The organism is Pseudomonas sp. PAMC25584, from assembly GCF_058135675.1.
In genome coordinates this window covers 3,836,918-3,855,338 of the sequence record NZ_CM176870.1, presented here as the reverse complement: position 1 = coordinate 3,855,338, position 18,421 = coordinate 3,836,918, and the positions used below count along the sequence as shown (strand labels likewise).

The window sequence follows — 18,421 nt, the reverse complement described above, 5'->3', positions numbered from 1 at the left end:
GTTTGCAGCGTTACAACCTTACTTCAGCTTGGCAATCGCCGCATTGAGCGTGTTGCTTGGGCGCATGACCTTGCTGATCAGCTCCGGGTTCGGCGCGTAGTAGCCGCCGATGTCCACTGGCTGGCCCTGTACGGCGTTGAGCTCGGCAACGATGGTTGCCTCGTTCGCGGCCAGGGTCTTGGCAAGTGTGGCGAATTGCGCTTGCAGTGCGGTGTCTTCAGTCTGCGCGGCCAGGGCTTGGGCCCAGTACAGCGCCAGGTAGAAGTGGCTGCCGCGGTTGTCGATGTTGCCGACTTTGCGCGATGGCGACTTGTTGTTGTCGAGGAACTGGCCGGTGGCCTGGTCCAGGGTCTTGGACAGTACCAGGGCTTTGGGGTTGTTGTATGTCACACCCAAATGCTCAAGCGATGCGGCCAGGGCCAGGAACTCGCCCAGGGAATCCCAGCGCAGGAAGTTTTCTTCCAGCAACTGCTGCACGTGTTTCGGTGCCGAACCGCCAGCGCCGGTTTCGAACAGGCCACCGCCGTTCATCAGCGGCACGATCGACAGCATCTTGGCGCTGGTGCCCAGTTCCATGATCGGGAACAGGTCGGTCAGGTAGTCGCGCAGTACGTTGCCGGTCACCGAGATAGTGTCCAGGCCCTTGCGGGTGCGCTCCAGGGTGAACTTCATCGCGTCGACCGGCGACATGATGCGGATGTCCAGGCCTTCGGTGTTGTGGTCTTTCAGGTAGGTCTGGACTTTCTCGATCACCGCACCGTCGTGGGCGCGTTGTGGGTCGAGCCAGAAGATGGCCGGGGTGTTGCTGGCGCGGGCACGGTTGACGGCGAGTTTGACCCAGTCCTGGATCGGCGCGTCTTTGGCCTGGCACATGCGGAAGATATCGCCGGCTTCGACGGGCTGTTCCATCAGCAGGTTGCCCTTGCTGTCGGTGACGCGGACGACGCCGTCAGCTTTGACCTGGAAGGTCTTGTCGTGCGAGCCGTACTCTTCGGCTTTCTGTGCCATCAGGCCAACGTTCGGCACGCTGCCCATGGTGGTCGGATCGAAAGCACCATGAGCCTTGCAGTCTTCGATGGTGGCTTGGTAGATGGTGGCGTAGCAGCGATCCGGGATCACGGCCTTGGTGTCGTGCAGTTGGCCGTCGGTGCCCCACATTTTGCCGGAGTCACGGATCATGGCTGGCATCGAGGCGTCGACGATGACGTCGCTCGGCACGTGCAGGTTGGTGATGCCTTTGTCGGAGTTGACCATCGCCAGGGAAGGGCGCGAGGCGTAGACCGCCTGGATATCGGCTTCGATCTGCGCTTGCTGCTCGGCCGGCAAGGCCTTGATGCGTGCGTACAGGTCGCCGATGCCGTTGTTCAGGTTGAAGCCGATCTGCTCCAGCACGGTGGCGTGCTTGGTCAGGGCGTCTTTATAGAACTCGGCAACGATCTGGCCGAACATGATCGGGTCGGAGACCTTCATCATGGTGGCTTTCAGGTGAACCGACAGCAGTACGCCTTGTTTCTTAGCGTCTTCGATTTCGGCGGCGATGAAGCTGCGCAGGGCGTTCTTGCTCAGCACGGAGCTGTCGATGATTTCGCCAGCTTGTACCGAAGTTTTTTCCTTCAGTACGGTCGCGGTGCCGTCTTTAGCGATCAGTTCGATTTTGACCGCGTCGGCGGCCTCGATCTGTACGGCTTTTTCGCTGCCGTAGAAGTCGCCGTGGCTCATGTGAGCAACGTGGGACTTCGAGTCGGCAGCCCAGGCGCCCATCTTGTGCGGGTGCTTGCGTGCATAGTTCTTGACCGACAGCGGTGCGCGGCGGTCAGAGTTGCCTTCGCGCAGTACCGGGTTCACGGCGCTGCCCTTGATCTTGTCGTAACGTGCGCGGGTTTCTTTTTCCGCGTCGGTGGTTACGGTTTCCGGGTAGTCCGGCAGGGCGTAGCCCTGGGCCTGCAGTTCCTTGATCGCCGCCTGCAGTTGAGGGGTCGAGGCACTGATGTTAGGCAGCTTGATGATGTTGGCTTCAGGCGTAACGGCCAGGGCGCCCAGTTCGGCGAGGTGGTCCGGTACGGCTTTGGCGCCCAGTTGCTCGGGGAAGCTTGCGAGGATGCGCCCGGCGAGGGAGATGTCGCGGGTTTCCACGGCAATATCAGCGGAAGCGGTGAAGGCCTCTACGATAGGCAGCAGTGAATAGGTGGCGAGGGCTGGTGCTTCGTCGGTGAAGGTGTAGATGATCTTCGAGCGGGTGGGCATATTCGGATTAACTCTCTTCTTTGCTGAAAGCGTGCGCAGAAACTCGAGATGCGCCGGGTAGAGCGCGTTCGTTCAAAGTCATCCATGAGCGAAAGGTCGAGATTTCTTCGCGGTGATGTTGGGTTGCATCAGTCGAGCGTCAAGCGGGTGGACTATTGTTTAGTCCGGCTTTTTCAGGCGGAGGGCGATGCTTTCTATTGAAGAAGCAAGCGGTCGGCCATCGTGACTCTTTGGTCAGCGGCGGCATTATACATAGGTCGCTATGCTTACGCCGAGCTCTCATACAAAAGGTGGGGCGTCCATTGGTCTAAAGGTCGCAGGGACCCCGTTACATCTAAAGTCGCATGATGTGCTCAAGATTGGCGCTTTTCCCTTTTCTTTCAAGCTAGTAGGCAACTAAATATGCTGTTTTCGATGCAAATGAGCGTGGCGTGAGGTTTCAGTCGTCATTTATCTGGAGTAGGCTCGAACGCAGCCAGATGTTCAATCCATAGATGGAGTTCAGCATGGGATACAAGAAGATTCAGGTTCCGGCAGTCGGCGACAAAATCACCGTCAATGCAGACCATTCTCTCAATGTTCCTGACCAACCGATCATCCCTTATATCGAAGGTGACGGTATTGGCGTCGACATCAGCCCGGTGATGATCAAGGTGGTCGACGCAGCTGTTGAAAAAGCCTACGGCGGCAAGCGCAAAATTTCGTGGATGGAAGTGTTCGCCGGCGAAAAAGCGACCCAAGTCTACGACCAGGACACCTGGCTGCCCCAAGAAACCCTGGACGCGGTCAAGGATTACGTGGTGTCCATCAAGGGCCCTCTGACCACCCCGGTCGGTGGTGGCATCCGTTCGTTGAACGTGGCCCTGCGCCAACAGCTCGACCTCTATGTGTGCCTGCGCCCGGTGCGCTGGTTCGAAGGCGTGCCAAGCCCGGTCAAGAAGCCTGGCGACGTGGACATGACCATCTTCCGCGAAAACTCCGAAGATATTTACGCCGGGATCGAGTGGAAAGCCGGTTCGCCAGAAGCGATCAAAGTGATCAAGTTCCTCAAGGAGGAAATGGGCGTTACCAAGATCCGTTTCGACCAGGATTGCGGCATCGGTATCAAGCCGGTCTCCAAGCAGGGTACTGAGCGTCTGGTGCGCAAAGCCCTGCAATACGTCGTGGATAACGATCGTGAGTCGCTGACCATCGTGCACAAAGGCAACATCATGAAGTTCACCGAAGGTGCCTTCAAGGAATGGGCCTACGGCATCGCCGAGAAAGAATTCGGCGCGACGCTGCTCGACGGCGGTCCATGGATGCAGTTCAAGAATCCAAAAACCGGCAAGAACGTAGTGGTTAAAGATGCAATTGCCGATGCCATGCTTCAGCAGATCCTGCTGCGCCCGGCCGAATACGATGTGATCGCCACGTTGAACCTCAACGGCGACTACCTTTCTGATGCGCTGGCGGCGGAAGTAGGGGGCATTGGCATTGCGCCGGGGGCCAACCTGTCCGATACCATCGCCATGTTCGAGGCTACCCACGGTACTGCGCCCAAGTATGCGGGCAAGGACCAGGTCAACCCGGGCTCATTGATTCTGTCGGCGGAAATGATGCTGCGCCACATGGGCTGGGCCGAGGCGGCTGACTTGATCATCAAGGGCACCAATGGCGCGATCTCGGCCAAAACCGTGACCTATGATTTCCATCGCTTGATGGACGGTGCCAAGTTGCTGTCTTCGTCGGGGTTTGGCGATGCGTTGATTTCGCATATGTAAGCAAAGTGGCATAAAAAAACGGCCACCCTGGATTGACTGGGGTGGCCGTTTTCGTATTGCAAGACTGCATGCTCGGCGGCGAATCAGGCCGTTTGTTTCTTTTCTTTATGAGCGTGCGATGCTGCGGGCTTTTCAGGTGTTCCAACTTTCACTGCATCAATGTTCACGGCGTGCAGCCCTTTCGGTCCTTGAATGATTTCAAAGCTCACAGCTTGTCCCGCCTTCAGCGTTTTGTACCCATCCATGATGATCGCCGAATAGTGCGCAAAAAGGTCCTCGCTTTTACCTTCTTCGTTAATAAAGCCATATCCCTTGGCGTTATTGAACCACTTGACCTTGCCACTGATCTTGACGCCAGACATACCCATATCCCTCTGCACCAGACTCCATCACTGGAGTATCATCCAGTTTATCCGTCCTAACCCGAATAATAAGGTTGACTGCGCGGACCTTTTTTACCCACTGTGGGTTCTATTGGTTGTAACACCGATTTACCGATAGTCAAGGTGACCGAACGGTCAGAGTTGAAATTCTGACAGGTCGCCCCCACCACTGTATTTGAACCACTGACGAACCTTTCTTTCCATGCATGCAATCAGCCAGATTCGACTAACATTCAATCAGGATCGCCCGGATCACGAACACGATGACGACGGTTCTGCAGGCATTGCTGTTCAGGAGGCTAAGCCTGCTCTACAGGCGCCGCCGATGTACAAGGTGGTTTTGTTCAACGATGACTACACACCGATGGATTTCGTCGTCGAAGTGCTCGAGGTGTTTTTTAACCTGAACCGCGAGTTGGCGACCAAGGTAATGCTGGCCGTTCACACAGAAGGACGGGCAGTATGTGGAGTGTTTACCCGCGACATCGCCGAGACAAAGGCCATGCAGGTCAACCAGTACGCCAGGGAAAGCCAGCATCCGCTACTCTGTGAAATCGAGAAGGACGGTTAACGCCGACCACTTGGGTATGAGGTGAAGCTATGTTAAACCGCGAGCTCGAAGTCACCCTCAATCTTGCCTTCAAGGAGGCTCGTTCGAAGCGTCATGAATTCATGACCGTCGAGCACCTGCTGCTGGCACTTTTGGATAACGAAGCTGCCGCCACCGTTCTGCGTGCGTGCGGCGCCAACCTCGACAAACTCAAGCATGACCTGCAGGAGTTCATCGACTCCACGACGCCACTGATCCCCGTGCATGACGAGGACCGTGAAACCCAGCCGACCCTAGGCTTTCAGCGGGTATTGCAGCGTGCTGTTTTCCACGTGCAGAGCTCCGGTAAGCGTGAAGTTACGGGCGCCAATGTGCTCGTCGCCATCTTCAGTGAACAGGAAAGCCAGGCAGTGTTTCTGCTTAAACAGCAGAGCGTTGCCCGTATCGATGTCGTCAACTATATCGCCCACGGTATCTCCAAAGTGCCTGGGCACGGCGAACATTCCGAGGGTGAGCAAGATATGCAGGACGACGAGGGCGGTGAGTCTTCTTCTTCGAGCAATCCATTGGATGCCTATGCCAGCAATCTCAATGAGCTGGCGCGCCAGGGGCGGATCGATCCGCTGGTGGGGCGCGAGTCTGAGGTTGAGCGTGTGGCGCAGATCCTCGCGCGTCGTCGCAAGAACAACCCGTTGCTGGTGGGCGAGGCAGGCGTGGGTAAAACCGCGATTGCCGAAGGCCTTGCCAAGCGTATCGTCGACAACCAGGTGCCGGACCTGTTGGCCAACAGCGTCGTCTACTCCCTTGACCTTGGCGCGTTGCTCGCCGGGACCAAGTACCGTGGCGATTTCGAGAAGCGCTTCAAAGCGTTGCTCGGCGAGCTGAAAAAACGCCCGCAGGCGATCCTGTTTATCGATGAGATCCACACCATCATTGGTGCTGGTGCGGCGTCTGGTGGGGTGATGGATGCTTCCAACCTGCTCAAGCCGTTATTGTCGTCCGGTGATATCCGCTGCATCGGCTCGACCACATTCCAGGAGTTTCGCGGGATCTTCGAGAAAGACCGCGCCCTGGCGCGTCGTTTTCAGAAAGTCGACGTGTCCGAGCCTTCGGTTGAGGACACCATCGGTATCCTGCGTGGCCTCAGGGGGCGTTTCGAAGCGCACCATGGCGTTGAGTACACCGATGAAGCGCTGCGTGCCGCTGCCGAGTTGGCGTCGCGCTACATCAATGATCGGCACATGCCGGACAAGGCCATCGATGTGATCGACGAGGCGGGTGCCTATCAGCGCCTGCAGCCGGTCGAGAAGCGTGTGAAGCGCATCGATGTGTCTCAGGTCGAGGCGATAGTGGCCAAGATCGCGCGGATTCCGCCAAAACACGTCAGCAGTTCCGACAAAGAGCTGCTGCGTAACCTGGAGCGCGACCTCAAGCTCACCGTGTTTGGCCAGGATGCGGCCATCGACTCGCTGTCCACTGCGATCAAGTTGTCGCGGGCGGGCCTCAAGTCGCCGGACAAGCCGGTCGGTTCGTTCCTGTTCGCCGGTCCGACCGGCGTTGGCAAGACCGAAGCGGCCCGGCAGTTGGCCAAGGCCATGGGTATTGAGTTGGTGCGGTTCGACATGTCCGAATACATGGAGCGTCACACCGTGTCGCGCCTGATCGGTGCGCCTCCGGGCTATGTCGGGTTTGACCAGGGCGGTCTGTTGACCGAGGCGATCACCAAGCAACCGCATTGCGTATTGCTCCTCGATGAAATCGAGAAGGCACACCCGGAAGTCTTCAACCTGCTGCTGCAGGTCATGGATCACGGCACGCTGACCGACAACAACGGGCGCAAGGCGGACTTCCGCAACGTGATCGTGATCATGACCACCAACGCCGGTGCTGAAACCGCCGCGCGGGCTTCGATCGGCTTTACGCATCAGGATCACTCTTCCGATGCGATGGAAGTGATCAAGAAGAGCTTTACGCCGGAGTTCCGCAACCGCCTGGACACCATTATCCAGTTTGGTCGCCTCAGTCATGAGGTCATCAAAAACGTGGTGGACAAGTTCCTCACCGAGCTTCAAGCGCAGTTGGAAGACAAGCGCGTGCAGTTGGAGGTGACGGACGCGGCGCGCAACTGGCTGGCCGAGGGTGGTTACGACGCGGCAATGGGCGCTCGCCCGATGGCGCGTCTGATCCAGGACAAGATCAAGCGGCCATTGGCCGAAGAGATCCTGTTTGGCGAACTTGCCGACCACGGTGGCGTGGTGCATATCGACCTGAAGGACGGCGAGCTGACCTTCGAGTTCGAAACCACGGCCGAAATGGCCTGATTGTTCTGCAGCTACGCAAAAGGCGCCGAAAGGCGCCTTTTTGCTGTCTTGAGATGCAATTTCCAGAACAATGGAAGTCCAGTGTGGGAGGGGGCTTTCTCCCGATAGCGGTGGGTCAGGCAGCTAAATTTGTTGTTGAGTGACCGCTATCGGGAGCAAGTCCCCTGCTACATTGGGTTTTGGGTGTCAGGTAAATCCTGCGCGCACACAAAAACGCCCGGCATAACCGGGCGTCTTGTATTGACTTGATTAACGGGCGCGGTAAGTGATGCGCCCTTTGCTCAGGTCATAGGGCGTCAGCTCGACGCGCACTTTGTCACCGGTAAGAATACGAATGTAGTTCTTGCGCATCTTGCCGGAGATATGCGCGGTTACGACGTGCCCATTTTCCAACTCCACACGAAACATGGTGTTGGGCAGGGTGTCGACGACAGTGCCTTCCATTTCGAAGCTGTCTTCTTTCGACATGCAGTAAAGCCCTCGGTATCCAGTGAATGGCCCGGTGCAACTGCGCCAGGCAAAAGCGGCGTGCATTGTGCCCGAAAAAGGGTGTTTAAGCCAAGGGGTTCTAGTTAAGCGTGACCCATCTTTGATTAATCAGCAGTTCAATGGGGCGATATTGGGTCTTGTAGTTCATCTTTTTGCAGTTTTTGATCCAGTATCCAAGGTACACCGCCTCCAGTTCCAGGCGCAGGGCCTCGCTGATTTGCCAGAGGATCGCGAAGCGTCCCAGGCTGCGCCGCTCTTCGGCCGGTTCATAGAAGGTGTACACCGCCGACAGGCCATTGGGCAGCAAATCGGTCACGGCGACGGCTAGCAAGCGCCCGTCGAGTCGAAATTCGTAGAAGCGTGAGAAGGGCAGTTCACGCACCAGAAAGGTGGAAAACTGGTCGCGACTGGGTGGGAACATGTCGCCGTCGGCGTGGCGCTGTTCGATGTAGCGCTGGTAAAGGTCGAAATACTCTTCACTGAACCTGGGATTGGCCGCCGTGACAGTCAGGTCCGCGTTGCGCTTGAGGATGCGCTTCTGGTTGCGGTCTGGCACAAACTGCGCCGCCGGAATTCGGGCCGGTACGCAGGCATTGCAGTTTTGGCAGTGCGGTCGGTATAGGTGATCGCCGCTGCGCCGAAACCCCATTTCCGAGAGGTCGGCATACACATGCACATCCATCGGCTGGCTGGGATCGAGGAACAGCGTGGTGGCCTGCTCGTCGGGCAGATAGCTGCAAGCGTGGGCTTGAGTGGCATAAAACTTCAATCGCGCCAGCTCGGTCATGATCAACCCTCGGATAAGCTTTGAAATAAGTGTAAGCCAGGTGCGAGGAAGTCGCCTAGGAAACCCACGGTCCAGTGCTGGGTTGGTCCAGATAATCGCGCAGGAAGCCGGCGAAGTCGCTGCGCGGTATGGCGCGCGCACCCAGGCTGTGCAGGTGATCGTTGGGCATCTGGCAGTCGATCAGCACAAATCCCCACGCCTGTAGCTGTCGGGTCAGTGTGGCAAAGCCGAACTTCGAGGCGTTGTCGGCGCGGCTGAACATGGACTCGCCAAAAAACAACCGGCCCATCGCCAGCCCATACAGGCCGCCCACCAGTTCGCCGTTGTCCCATACCTCTACCGAATGCGCGTAACCCCGCGCGTGCAGCTCCTGGTAGGCGCTCTGGATGCCCTCGGTGATCCAGGTGCCATCTGCGTAGGCGCGTGGCGCAGCGCAGGCCTGGATGACTGCGGCGAAGTCCTGGTCGAAGGTCACGCTGTAGCGCTGCTGGCGCAATAATTTGCCGAGGCTGCGGGATACGTGCAGTTCGTCGGGGAAGATCACGGTGCGTGGGTCCGGTGACCACCAGAGAATCGGCTGACCTTGCGAAAACCACGGAAAGCAGCCGTGGCGATAGGCCTGGATCAGTCGCTCGGCCGACAGGTCGCCACCGGCGGCGAGCAGGCCATTGGGTTCGCGCATGGCTTTGGCCAGCGGGGGGAAGGTCAGAGTGTCGCGTTGTAACCAGGTCAGCATGGCATCCAGGCTTACGGAAGGGGAGGGGAGTGGCAGGTACGGGGCCTGCCCTGTAGATGATTGATTATTGTCGACCCGGCGCCAGGGAGCCAGCCCGAATCGGGCATTGGTGTGGATTAGCGTGAACGGGTGTTTCTGCAACTCTCTCTTAGAGACGTGGTCGTATTCGGGATTGCCCCATGCAGGCCAATTGCCAACCTTGCCTGGATTGCTATAAACAGCGCATAAGCCTTTGTCAGCAAAGACAATGCGTGCTCAAATTGAACAGTATGTGACACTTGAATTGTTCAGGCTGCCGCGCAAGGGGCAAGTGCGTGGCATCAGGGACACAAACCCGTACAATGCGGGCATTCTGGCGTTGTCGCCGTTTCACTCGTCAATCGCTCGGTGTTAAAGGTAGATTTAACGACGTTCGTATATTTTTTCAGCTGCTCGGATTGGGCGGCAGTGTGCAGTCATTCAACAGATGGACGCGCTAAAGGCGCAGGAAAAGACCCGTTTTGAAGAAATCCACCGCGACACAAAAAACAGTCGTGCCGGCCTGGCGTCAGCACCTGCATTATCGGCTCAAGGAAGGTGCACTGATCGCCATCGGCGCCCTGTGCCTGTTCCTGATGATGGCCTTGCTCACCTATGGCAAGGACGATCCGGGCTGGAGCCACAACAGCAAGATCGAAGACGTGCAGAACTTCGGTGGGCCTGCCGGTTCCTACAGCGCCGATATTCTGTTCATGGTGCTGGGTTATTTCGCTTACATCTTCCCGTTGCTGCTGGCGATCAAGACCTGGCAGATCTTCCGCCAGCGTCATGAGCCGTGGCAGTGGAGCGGCTGGCTGTTTTCCTGGCGCCTGATCGGCCTGGTGTTCCTGGTGCTGTCCGGTGCGGCGTTGGCGCATATCCATTTCCATGCCCCAACCGGCCTGCCGGCGGGAGCCGGCGGTGCGTTGGGTGAGAGTCTCGGTGACCTGGCCCGCAAGACCCTGAATATCCAGGGCAGCACGCTGATGTTTATCGCGCTGTTCCTGTTTGGCCTCACCGTGTTCACCGACCTGTCGTGGTTCAAGGTGATGGATGTGACCGGCAAAATCACCCTCGACCTGCTGGAACTGTTCCAGGGCGCCGCCAACCGCTGGTGGTCGGCTCGGGTCGAGCGCAAGCGCATGGTGGCCCAACTGCGCGAGGTGGACACCCGCGTCAACGAGGTCGTGGCCCCGAGCACGCCGGACCGGCGTGAACAAGCCAAGGCCAAGGAACGCCTGATCGAGCGCGAGCAAGCCCTGAGCAAGCACATGTCGGACCGCGAGAAGCAAGTGCCGCCGGTCATCGCCCCGGCACCGATCAAGGCTCCCGAGCCGAGTCATCGCGTGCAGAAAGAGAAACAGGCGCCGTTGTTTGTCGACAGCGCGGTCGAAGGCACATTGCCGCCGATCTCGATTCTCGACCCGGCCGAGAAGAAACAACTCAACTACTCCCCTGAATCCCTGGCGGCCGTCGGCCATTTGTTGGAAATCAAACTCAAGGAATTCGGCGTCGAAGTCTCGGTGGACTCGATCCACCCCGGCCCGGTGATTACCCGTTACGAAATCCAGCCAGCGGCCGGGGTCAAGGTCAGCCGTATCTCCAACCTGGCCAAAGACCTCGCCCGTTCCCTGGCCGTGACCAGCGTGCGCGTGGTGGAAGTGATCCCCGGCAAAACCACTGTGGGCATCGAGATTCCCAACGAAGACCGCCAGATCGTGCGCTTCTCCGAGGTATTGTCGACCCCGGAATACGACAACTTCAAATCGCCGGTCACCCTGGCCCTGGGCCACGACATCGGCGGCAAGCCCGTGATCACTGACCTGGCGAAAATGCCTCACCTGCTGGTGGCCGGTACCACCGGCTCGGGTAAGTCGGTAGGTGTCAACGCGATGATCCTGTCGATCCTGTTCAAGTCCGGCCCGGAAGACGCCAAGCTGATCATGATCGACCCGAAGATGCTCGAATTGTCGATCTACGAAGGCATTCCGCACCTGCTGTGCCCGGTCGTCACCGACATGAAGGACGCCGCCAACGCCCTGCGCTGGAGCGTTGCCGAAATGGAGCGGCGCTACAAGCTGATGGCGAAGATGGGCGTGCGCAACCTGTCGGGCTTCAATGCCAAGGTCAAGGAAGCCCAGGACGCCGGCACGCCGCTGACCGACCCGTTGTACAAGCGCGAAAGCATCCACGACGAAGCGCCATTGCTGACCAAGTTGCCGACCATCGTCGTGGTGGTCGACGAATTTGCCGACATGATGATGATCGTCGGCAAGAAGGTTGAAGAGTTGATCGCGCGTATCGCCCAGAAGGCCCGTGCCGCCGGTATCCACTTGATTCTCGCGACCCAGCGGCCGTCGGTGGACGTGATCACCGGTCTGATCAAGGCCAACATCCCGACGCGCATGGCGTTCCAGGTATCGAGCAAGATCGACTCGCGGACCATCATCGACCAGGGTGGCGCCGAACAGCTGCTGGGCCACGGTGACATGCTCTACATGCCGCCGGGCACCAGCCTGCCGATTCGCGTGCATGGCGCGTTCGTTTCCGACGAAGAAGTCCATCGCGTGGTGGAAGCCTGGAAACTGCGCGGCGCGCCGGAATACAACGACGACATTCTCGCGGGTGTTGAAGAGGCCGGCAGCGGCTTCGACGGCGGCAGCGGTGGCGACGATGATGCCGAAACCGACGCGCTGTACGACGAGGCCGTGGCTTTCGTATTGGAAAGCCGCCGCGCCTCGATCTCGGCCGTGCAGCGCAAGCTGAAAATCGGCTACAACCGGGCCGCCCGCATGATCGAATCCATGGAAAATGCCGGTGTCGTCACCGCAATGAACACCAACGGCTCGCGCGAAGTCATCGCTCCCGGGCAGATGCGCGACTGATCACGCGCCGCGTGGCAGCACGCGGCGCGCCCTAACGACTCAATGAGGACTCCCATGCGTCTTATCCGCATGCTGTTGTTGCCGGTACTGGCCCTGACTGCTGTTTCTGCTCACGCTGATCCGGCCTCCGTCGCCAGCCTGACCAACCTGCTCGACAAATCCAAGACCCTGACTGCGCGCTTCTCCCAGTTGACCCTGGACGGCGGCGGCACCCAGTTGCAGGAAACCGCCGGTGAAATGGCCGTGCAGCGCCCAGGGCTGTTCTACTGGAAGACCGACGCGCCGAATGAGCAGACCATCGTCTCGGACGGCCAAAAAGTCACGTTGTGGGACCCGGACCTGGAACAGGCGACCATCAAGAAGCTCGACCCGCGCCTGAACCAGACCCCGGCGCTGCTGCTGTCGGGCGATGTATCGAAAATCAGCGACAGTTTCGACATCACCTCCAAGCAAGCCAGTAATGTGATCGACTTCACCCTCAAGCCGAAATCCAAGGACACGCTGTTCGACAGCCTGCGCCTGTCGTTCCGCAACGGTGTGATCAATGACATGCAACTGGTCGACAGCGTTGGCCAGCGCACCAATATCCTGTTCACCGGGGTCAAGGCCAACGAGCCGGTGCCCGCCTCCAAGTTCAAGTTCGACATCCCCAAGGGTGCCGACGTGATCCAGGAATAACCTGCCTAGAGGTTTCAAACGCTGCCCATGGACCTGTTTCGAAGTGATCCGATCGCTCAACCCCTGGCCGCACGCTTGCGTTCGACCAATCTGGATGAGTACGTCGGTCAGGAACACCTGCTCGCTCGCGGCAAGCCTTTGCGCGAAGCCCTGGAGCAGGGTGCGCTGCACTCGATGATTTTCTGGGGGCCGCCGGGGGTGGGTAAAACCACCCTGGCGCGGCTGCTGGCGAAAGTCTCGGATGCCCACTTCGAAACGGTCTCGGCGGTGCTGGCCGGGGTCAAGGAGATCCGCCAGGCGGTGGAAGTGGCCAAGCAGCAGGCCGGGCAATATGGCAAGCGCACCATCCTGTTCGTCGACGAAGTGCATCGCTTCAACAAGTCGCAGCAGGATGCGTTCTTGCCGTATGTCGAAGACGGCACGCTGATTTTTATCGGTGCAACCACCGAGAACCCGTCCTTCGAATTGAACAACGCCTTGCTCTCGCGGGCGCGGGTGTATGTGCTCAAAAGCTTGGATGACGCGGCGATGCGAAAGCTGCTGCAGCGCGCCTTGAGCGAAGACAAGGGCTTGGGCAAGCGCCAGTTGAGCCTCAGCGATGAAGGCTTCAAGATCCTGTTCAGCGCCGCCGATGGCGACGGGCGACGTTTTCTCAACCTGCTGGAGAACGCGTCCGACCTGGCCGAGGACGGCAGCGAGATTGGCGTCGAGCTCCTGCAAAGCCTGCTCGGCGACACACGCCGGCGTTTCGACAAGGGTGGCGAAGCGTTCTACGATCAGATTTCGGCGCTGCACAAGTCGGTACGCGGCTCCAACCCCGACGGCGCGTTGTACTGGTTCGCGCGCATGATCGACGGTGGCTGTGATCCGCTGTACCTGGCGCGCCGCGTGGTGCGCATGGCCAGTGAAGACATCGGCAACGCCGACCCGCGCGCCCTGAGCCTGTGCCTTGCGGCGTGGGAAGTTCAGGAGCGCCTCGGCAGCCCGGAAGGCGAGCTGGCGGTGGCTCAGGCGATTACCTACCTGGCGTGTGCGCCGAAAAGTAACGCGGTGTACATGGGCTTCAAGTCAGCACTGCGCGCGGCGGCCGAACATGGCTCCCTCGAAGTGCCGCTGCACCTGCGCAATGCACCCACCAAGCTGATGAAACAACTGGGTTACGGTGATGAATACCGCTACGCCCACGATGAGCCGGACGCCTATGCCGCCGGCGAAGATTACTTCCCCGACGAGCTTGAGCCGCAGCCGTTCTACCAACCGGTGCCCCGTGGCCTGGAGCTGAAGATCGGTGAAAAGCTCAATCACCTCGCTCAACTCGATCGCCTCAGCCCCAAACAGCGGAGAAAGTAGTGCTCAAGACGATTCTTGCCGTGTCCGTTGCCGGCATCGCTGGTACATTATTGCGTTTCGCCACCGGTACTTGGGTAAACGCCAACTGGCCAAAGCATTTTTATGCGGCGACCCTGGCGGTCAACCTGGTGGGCTGCTTGATCATCGGGCTGCTGTACGGCTGGTTCCTGCTGCGCCCGGACGTGCCGATTGAAATTCGTACCGGCTTGATTGTCGGCTTTGTAGGCGGTCTGACGACCTTTTCATCCTTTTCACTGGATACGCTGCGCCTGCTGGAAAGCGGGCAAGCCCTGGTCGCTTTCGGGTACCTGGGCATCAGCATATTCGGCGGGCTGCTCGCCACCTGGGCCGGCCTGTCCTTGACCAAACTTTGATAAACGAGAGACCGACATGCTCGATTCCAAACTGTTACGTAGCAACCTTCAGGACGTAGCGGACCGCCTGGCATCCCGTGGCTTTGCCTTGGATGTTGCGCGCATCGAAGCGCTGGAAGAACAGCGCAAGACCGTCCAGACCCGCACCGAAGCACTGCAGGCTGAGCGTAATGCGCGTTCCAAATCCATCGGTCAGGCCAAGCAGCGCGGCGAAGACATCGCGCCGTTGATGGCGGACGTCGAGCGCATGGGCACCGAGCTGTCCGACGGCAAAGTCGAACTGGACAAGATTCAAGGCGAGCTGGATTCAATCCTGCTAGGCATTCCGAACCTGCCGCACGAGTCGGTGCCGGTCGGTGCGGACGAAGAGGGGAACGTCGAAGTGCGCCGCTGGGGCACGCCGAAGGCCTTTGATTTCGAGATCAAGGACCACGTCGCCCTGGGCGAACTCAGCGGTGGCCTGGATTTCGAAACCGCCGCCAAGCTGTCCGGCGCGCGCTTTGCCTTGCTGCGTGGTCCGATTGCCCGCCTGCATCGCGCCCTGGCGCAGTTCATGATCAACCTGCACACCGGCGAACACGGTTACGAAGAGGCTTACACGCCGTACCTGGTTCAGGCCCCGGCCCTGCAGGGTACCGGCCAGTTGCCGAAGTTCGAGGAAGACCTGTTCAAGATCAGCCGCGATGGCGAAGCCGACCTGTACCTGATCCCGACCGCCGAAGTGTCGCTGACCAACATCGTGGCCGGCGAGATCCTCGACGCCAAGCAGCTGCCGCTCAAGCTCGTCGCCCACACGCCATGCTTCCGCAGTGAAGCCGGTGCCTCCGGGCGCGACACTCGCGGCATGATCCGCCAGCACCAGTTCGACAAAGTCGAGATGGTGCAAGTGGTCGAGCCGTCGACCTCCATGGAGGCCCTCGAAGGCCTGACCGCCAACGCCGAACGCGTGCTGCAACTGCTGGAACTGCCGTACCGCGTGCTGGCACTGTGTACGGGTGACATGGGTTTCAGCGCCGTGAAAACCTACGACCTCGAAGTGTGGGTGCCGAGCCAGGACAAATACCGCGAGATCTCGTCGTGCTCCAACTGCGGTGATTTCCAGGCGCGTCGCATGCAGGCGCGTTTCCGCAACCCGGAAACCGGCAAGCCGGAACTGGTGCACACCCTCAACGGTTCGGGCCTGGCCGTAGGCCGTACCCTGGTGGCCGTGCTGGAAAACTACCAGCAGGCCGACGGTTCGATCCGTGTGCCGGACGTGCTCAAGCCTTACATGGCGGGCATCGAGGTCATCGGCTAAATGGAATTTCTGCCGCTGTTCCATAACCTGCGCGGCAGTCGTGTGTTGGTCGTCGGCGGCGGGGAGATTGCCTTGCGCAAGTCCCGGCTGTTGGCCGACGCTGGCGCGCTGCTGCGGGTGGTTGCTCCCCAGATCGAAAACCAGTTGCGTGAACTGGTGCAGGGCAGTGGCGGGGAACTGATCGTGCGCGGTTATCAGGAGGCCGACCTCGACGGTTGCACCCTGATCATCGCCGCTACGGACGACGAACCGCTGAACGCGCAAGTGTCCAGCGATGCCAAACGCCGTTGCGTGCCGGTCAATGTGGTGGATGCGCCGGCCCTGTGCAGCGTGATCTTCCCGGCGATTGTCGACCGTTCGCCGTTGGTGATCGCGGTGTCCAGCGGCGGCGATGCGCCGGTGCTGGCACGCTTGATCCGGGCCAAGCTGGAAACCTGGATTCCGTCCACGTATGGCCAACTGGCCGGGCTGGCGGCGCGCTTTCGAGCCCAGGTCAAAGGGTTGTACCCGGATGTGCAGCAACGCCGCGCGTTCTGGGAAGAAGTCTTTCAGGGCCCGATTGCCGATCGGCAACTGGCCGGGCAGGGCGATGAAGCCGAGCGTCTGTTGATTGAAAAGGTCAACGGCGCACCGCCGAATGCGCCGGGCGAAGTCTACCTGGTTGGCGCCGGCCCCGGCGATCCGGACCTATTGACCTTCCGCGCCTTGCGTCTGATGCAGCAGGCCGATGTGGTGCTCTACGACCGCCTGGTGGCGCCAGCGATTCTTGAACTGTGCCGGCGTGACGCCGAGCGCGTGTACGTGGGCAAGCGGCGTGCTGACCACACCGTGCCTCAGGACCAGATCAACCAGCAACTGGTCGACCTGGCCAAGCAAGGCAAGCGTGTGCTGCGTCTCAAGGGTGGCGATCCGTTCATCTTTGGCCGTGGCGGCGAAGAGATCGAAGAACTGGCGGCCCATGGCATTCCGTTCCAGGTGGTGCCGGGCATCACGGCGGCCAGCGGTTGCGCGGCGTATGCCGGGATTCCGCTGACTCACCGCGACTATGCGCAATCGGTACGCTTTATCACCGGGCACTTGAAGAACGGCACCTCGGACCTGCCTTGGAGTGATCTGGTGGGCCCGTCGCAGACCCTGGTGTTCTACATGGGCTTGATCGGTTTGCCGATCATCTGCGAACAGTTGATCAAGCATGGACGTTCGGCGGACACCCCGGCGGCCTTGATCCAGCAGGGCACCACGTCCAACCAGCGCGTGTTTACCGGTACCTTGGCCGACTTGCCGCGCATGGTGGCGGAGCATGAAGTGCATGCGCCGACGCTGGTGATCGTCGGTGAGGTGGTAGTGCTGCGCGAGAAACTCAAATGGTTTGAAGGCGCCCAGGCCCAAGTCTGAGCCTAAATGCATCGGGGGCAAGCCCCCCTCCCACATTGAAATGCATTCCAAAAAGTGGGAGGGGGCTTGCCCCCGATAAGGCCATTTGATCCAACCAGTCCTCCGGATCAGCTCCAGACACCCTTACCGCTCAACCGCCCACGATCATGCGGGGCATCAAACACCTGCAACGGCCCCTTGGGCACAATCCCCGTCGGATTGATGGTGCGGTGGCTGGCATAGTAATGCCCCTTGATGTGCTCAAAGTCGACCGTCTCTGCCACTCCCGGCCATTGATACATCTCCCGCAACCAGTTCGACAAATTCGGATAATCCGCAATCCGGCGCAGGTTGCATTTGAAGTGGCTGTAATACACTGCATCAAAGCGAATCAGCGTGGTGAACAGCCGCACATCAGCCTCGGTCAGGTATTCACCGGCCAGGTAGCGATGCTCGCCGAGGTGCTGTTCCTGGTGGTCAAGTTCGGCAAACAGATCATCGAACGCACGTTCATACGCCTGCTGCGAGGTGGCGAAACCTGCGCGGTACACGCCGTTGTTCACGGCGGGGTAGATGCGCTCGTTCAACGCGTCGATGCTCGGGCGCAGAGCCTCGGGGTAGAAGTCCAGGGTGTTGCCGGTCAGCCCGTTGAACGCGCTGTTGAACATGCGGATGATCTCCGCTGATTCATTGCTGACGATGCGCTTGAGGTGTTTGTCCCACAGCACTGGCACCGTGACACGACCGGTGTAGTCGGCCGTGTCGGCGGTGTAGCGCTGGTGCATGAAGTCGAAGCCGTCCAGCGTGTCGCCGCTGGAGCCGCGGGCCTTGCCGAAGGTCCAGCCGTTTTCCAGCATCAGCCAACTGACCACGGACACGTCGATTAGACCTTCGAGGCCTTTGAGTTTGCGCATGATCAGCGTGCGATGGGCCCATGGGCAGGCGAGCGACACATACAGGTGGTAGCGACCGGCTTCGGCCTTGAAGCCACCTTCGCCGCTGGGGCCGGGCTGGCCGTCCGCGGTCACCCAGTGGCGGCGTTGTGCTTGTTCCCGCTGGAAAGCGCCATCCGCGCTACTTTCGTACCACTGGTCGTGCCAGCGTCCTTCGATCAGCAAACCCATGACTGGCTCCTTGGCTAATAAGCGTTAGAGCCCAGTCTAAAGGGATGA

General features: G+C 59.6%; 15 protein-coding genes. 9 read left to right on the top strand and 6 right to left on the bottom strand.

All coding sequences use genetic code 11. The features are described from left to right. Positions 1-18: 18 nt before the first annotated feature. On the bottom strand, positions 19-2,244 hold the full coding sequence (locus ACS5Q8_RS17840) for an NADP-dependent isocitrate dehydrogenase (protein WP_276197517.1): 2,226 nt from the start codon (positions 2,242-2,244) through the stop codon (positions 19-21). Positions 2,245-2,750: 506 nt separating this feature from the next. Between ACS5Q8_RS17840 and icd the strand changes: the two genes are divergently transcribed. Further along, positions 2,751-4,007 carry an NADP-dependent isocitrate dehydrogenase gene (icd, locus tag ACS5Q8_RS17835; RefSeq protein WP_276197518.1) on the top strand — a complete coding sequence of 419 codons (1,257 nt, stop codon included), beginning with the start codon at positions 2,751-2,753 and terminating at the stop codon, positions 4,005-4,007. Between the two features lie 83 nt (positions 4,008-4,090). On the opposite strand, the gene cspD is transcribed toward icd, so the two are convergent. Continuing rightward, positions 4,091-4,369: a cold shock domain-containing protein CspD gene (cspD, locus tag ACS5Q8_RS17830; protein ID WP_276197519.1), complete on the bottom strand. Its 279-nt coding sequence runs from the start codon at positions 4,367-4,369 to the stop codon at positions 4,091-4,093. 223 nt (positions 4,370-4,592) lie between these two features. Here cspD and clpS point away from each other — a divergent pair, with 223 nt between their 5' ends. Next, complete coding sequence (gene clpS / locus ACS5Q8_RS17825; protein WP_010567912.1) at positions 4,593-4,961, top strand: ATP-dependent Clp protease adapter ClpS; 369 nt, start codon at positions 4,593-4,595, stop codon at positions 4,959-4,961. 29 nt (positions 4,962-4,990) lie between these two features. Further along, complete coding sequence (gene clpA, locus ACS5Q8_RS17820; protein ID WP_276197520.1) at positions 4,991-7,261, top strand: ATP-dependent Clp protease ATP-binding subunit ClpA; 2,271 nt, start codon at positions 4,991-4,993, stop codon at positions 7,259-7,261. 249 nt (positions 7,262-7,510) lie between these two features. Here the strand turns inward: clpA and infA are convergent, their stop codons facing one another. The 3 genes from infA to aat all read right to left on the bottom strand — a co-directional run bounded on the left by infA (position 7,511) and on the right by aat (position 9,273). Continuing rightward, a complete protein-coding gene (gene infA, locus ACS5Q8_RS17815; protein WP_002553999.1) occupies positions 7,511-7,729 on the bottom strand; it encodes a translation initiation factor IF-1 in 219 nt (72 codons plus the stop codon). Positions 7,730-7,829: 100 nt separating this feature from the next. Further along, a complete protein-coding gene (locus ACS5Q8_RS17810; protein ID WP_276197527.1) occupies positions 7,830-8,537 on the bottom strand; it encodes an arginyltransferase in 708 nt (235 codons plus the stop codon). Positions 8,538-8,592: 55 nt separating this feature from the next. Further along, positions 8,593-9,273, bottom strand: coding sequence for a leucyl/phenylalanyl-tRNA--protein transferase (aat, locus tag ACS5Q8_RS17805; RefSeq protein WP_276197528.1), 681 nt, complete (start codon positions 9,271-9,273; stop codon positions 8,593-8,595). A 500-nt stretch (positions 9,274-9,773) separates the two neighbouring features. Here aat and ACS5Q8_RS17800 point away from each other — a divergent pair, with 500 nt between their 5' ends. From ACS5Q8_RS17800 to cysG, 6 genes are read left to right on the top strand one after another with little or no spacing between them, the layout of a single operon-like run. Further along, positions 9,774-12,176, top strand: a complete 2,403-nt coding sequence (locus tag ACS5Q8_RS17800; protein WP_443699914.1) for a DNA translocase FtsK — start codon at positions 9,774-9,776, stop codon at positions 12,174-12,176. A 54-nt stretch (positions 12,177-12,230) separates the two neighbouring features. Next, positions 12,231-12,854 (top strand): outer membrane lipoprotein periplasmic chaperone LolA, encoded by a 624-nt coding sequence (lolA, locus tag ACS5Q8_RS17795; protein WP_276197530.1) that lies wholly within the window; start codon positions 12,231-12,233, stop codon positions 12,852-12,854. Positions 12,855-12,881: 27 nt separating this feature from the next. Continuing rightward, a complete protein-coding gene (locus ACS5Q8_RS17790) occupies positions 12,882-14,204 on the top strand; it encodes a replication-associated recombination protein A (RefSeq protein ID WP_276197531.1) in 1,323 nt (440 codons plus the stop codon). After that, on the top strand, positions 14,204-14,578 hold the full coding sequence (crcB, locus tag ACS5Q8_RS17785; protein WP_443697175.1) for a fluoride efflux transporter CrcB: 375 nt from the start codon (positions 14,204-14,206) through the stop codon (positions 14,576-14,578). The genes ACS5Q8_RS17790 and crcB overlap by 1 nt, the downstream gene beginning before the upstream one ends. A gap of 16 nt (positions 14,579-14,594) precedes the next feature. Beyond that, on the top strand, positions 14,595-15,875 hold the full coding sequence (gene serS / locus ACS5Q8_RS17780; RefSeq protein WP_276197533.1) for a serine--tRNA ligase: 1,281 nt from the start codon (positions 14,595-14,597) through the stop codon (positions 15,873-15,875). Beyond that, positions 15,876-17,270 (top strand): siroheme synthase CysG, encoded by a 1,395-nt coding sequence (gene cysG, locus ACS5Q8_RS17775; RefSeq protein WP_276197534.1) that lies wholly within the window; start codon positions 15,876-15,878, stop codon positions 17,268-17,270. Between the two features lie 107 nt (positions 17,271-17,377). Here the strand turns inward: cysG and ACS5Q8_RS17770 are convergent, their stop codons facing one another. Next, on the bottom strand, positions 17,378-18,373 hold the full coding sequence (locus tag ACS5Q8_RS17770) for a glutathione S-transferase family protein (RefSeq protein WP_465159284.1): 996 nt from the start codon (positions 18,371-18,373) through the stop codon (positions 17,378-17,380). Positions 18,374-18,421 lie beyond the last annotated feature (48 nt).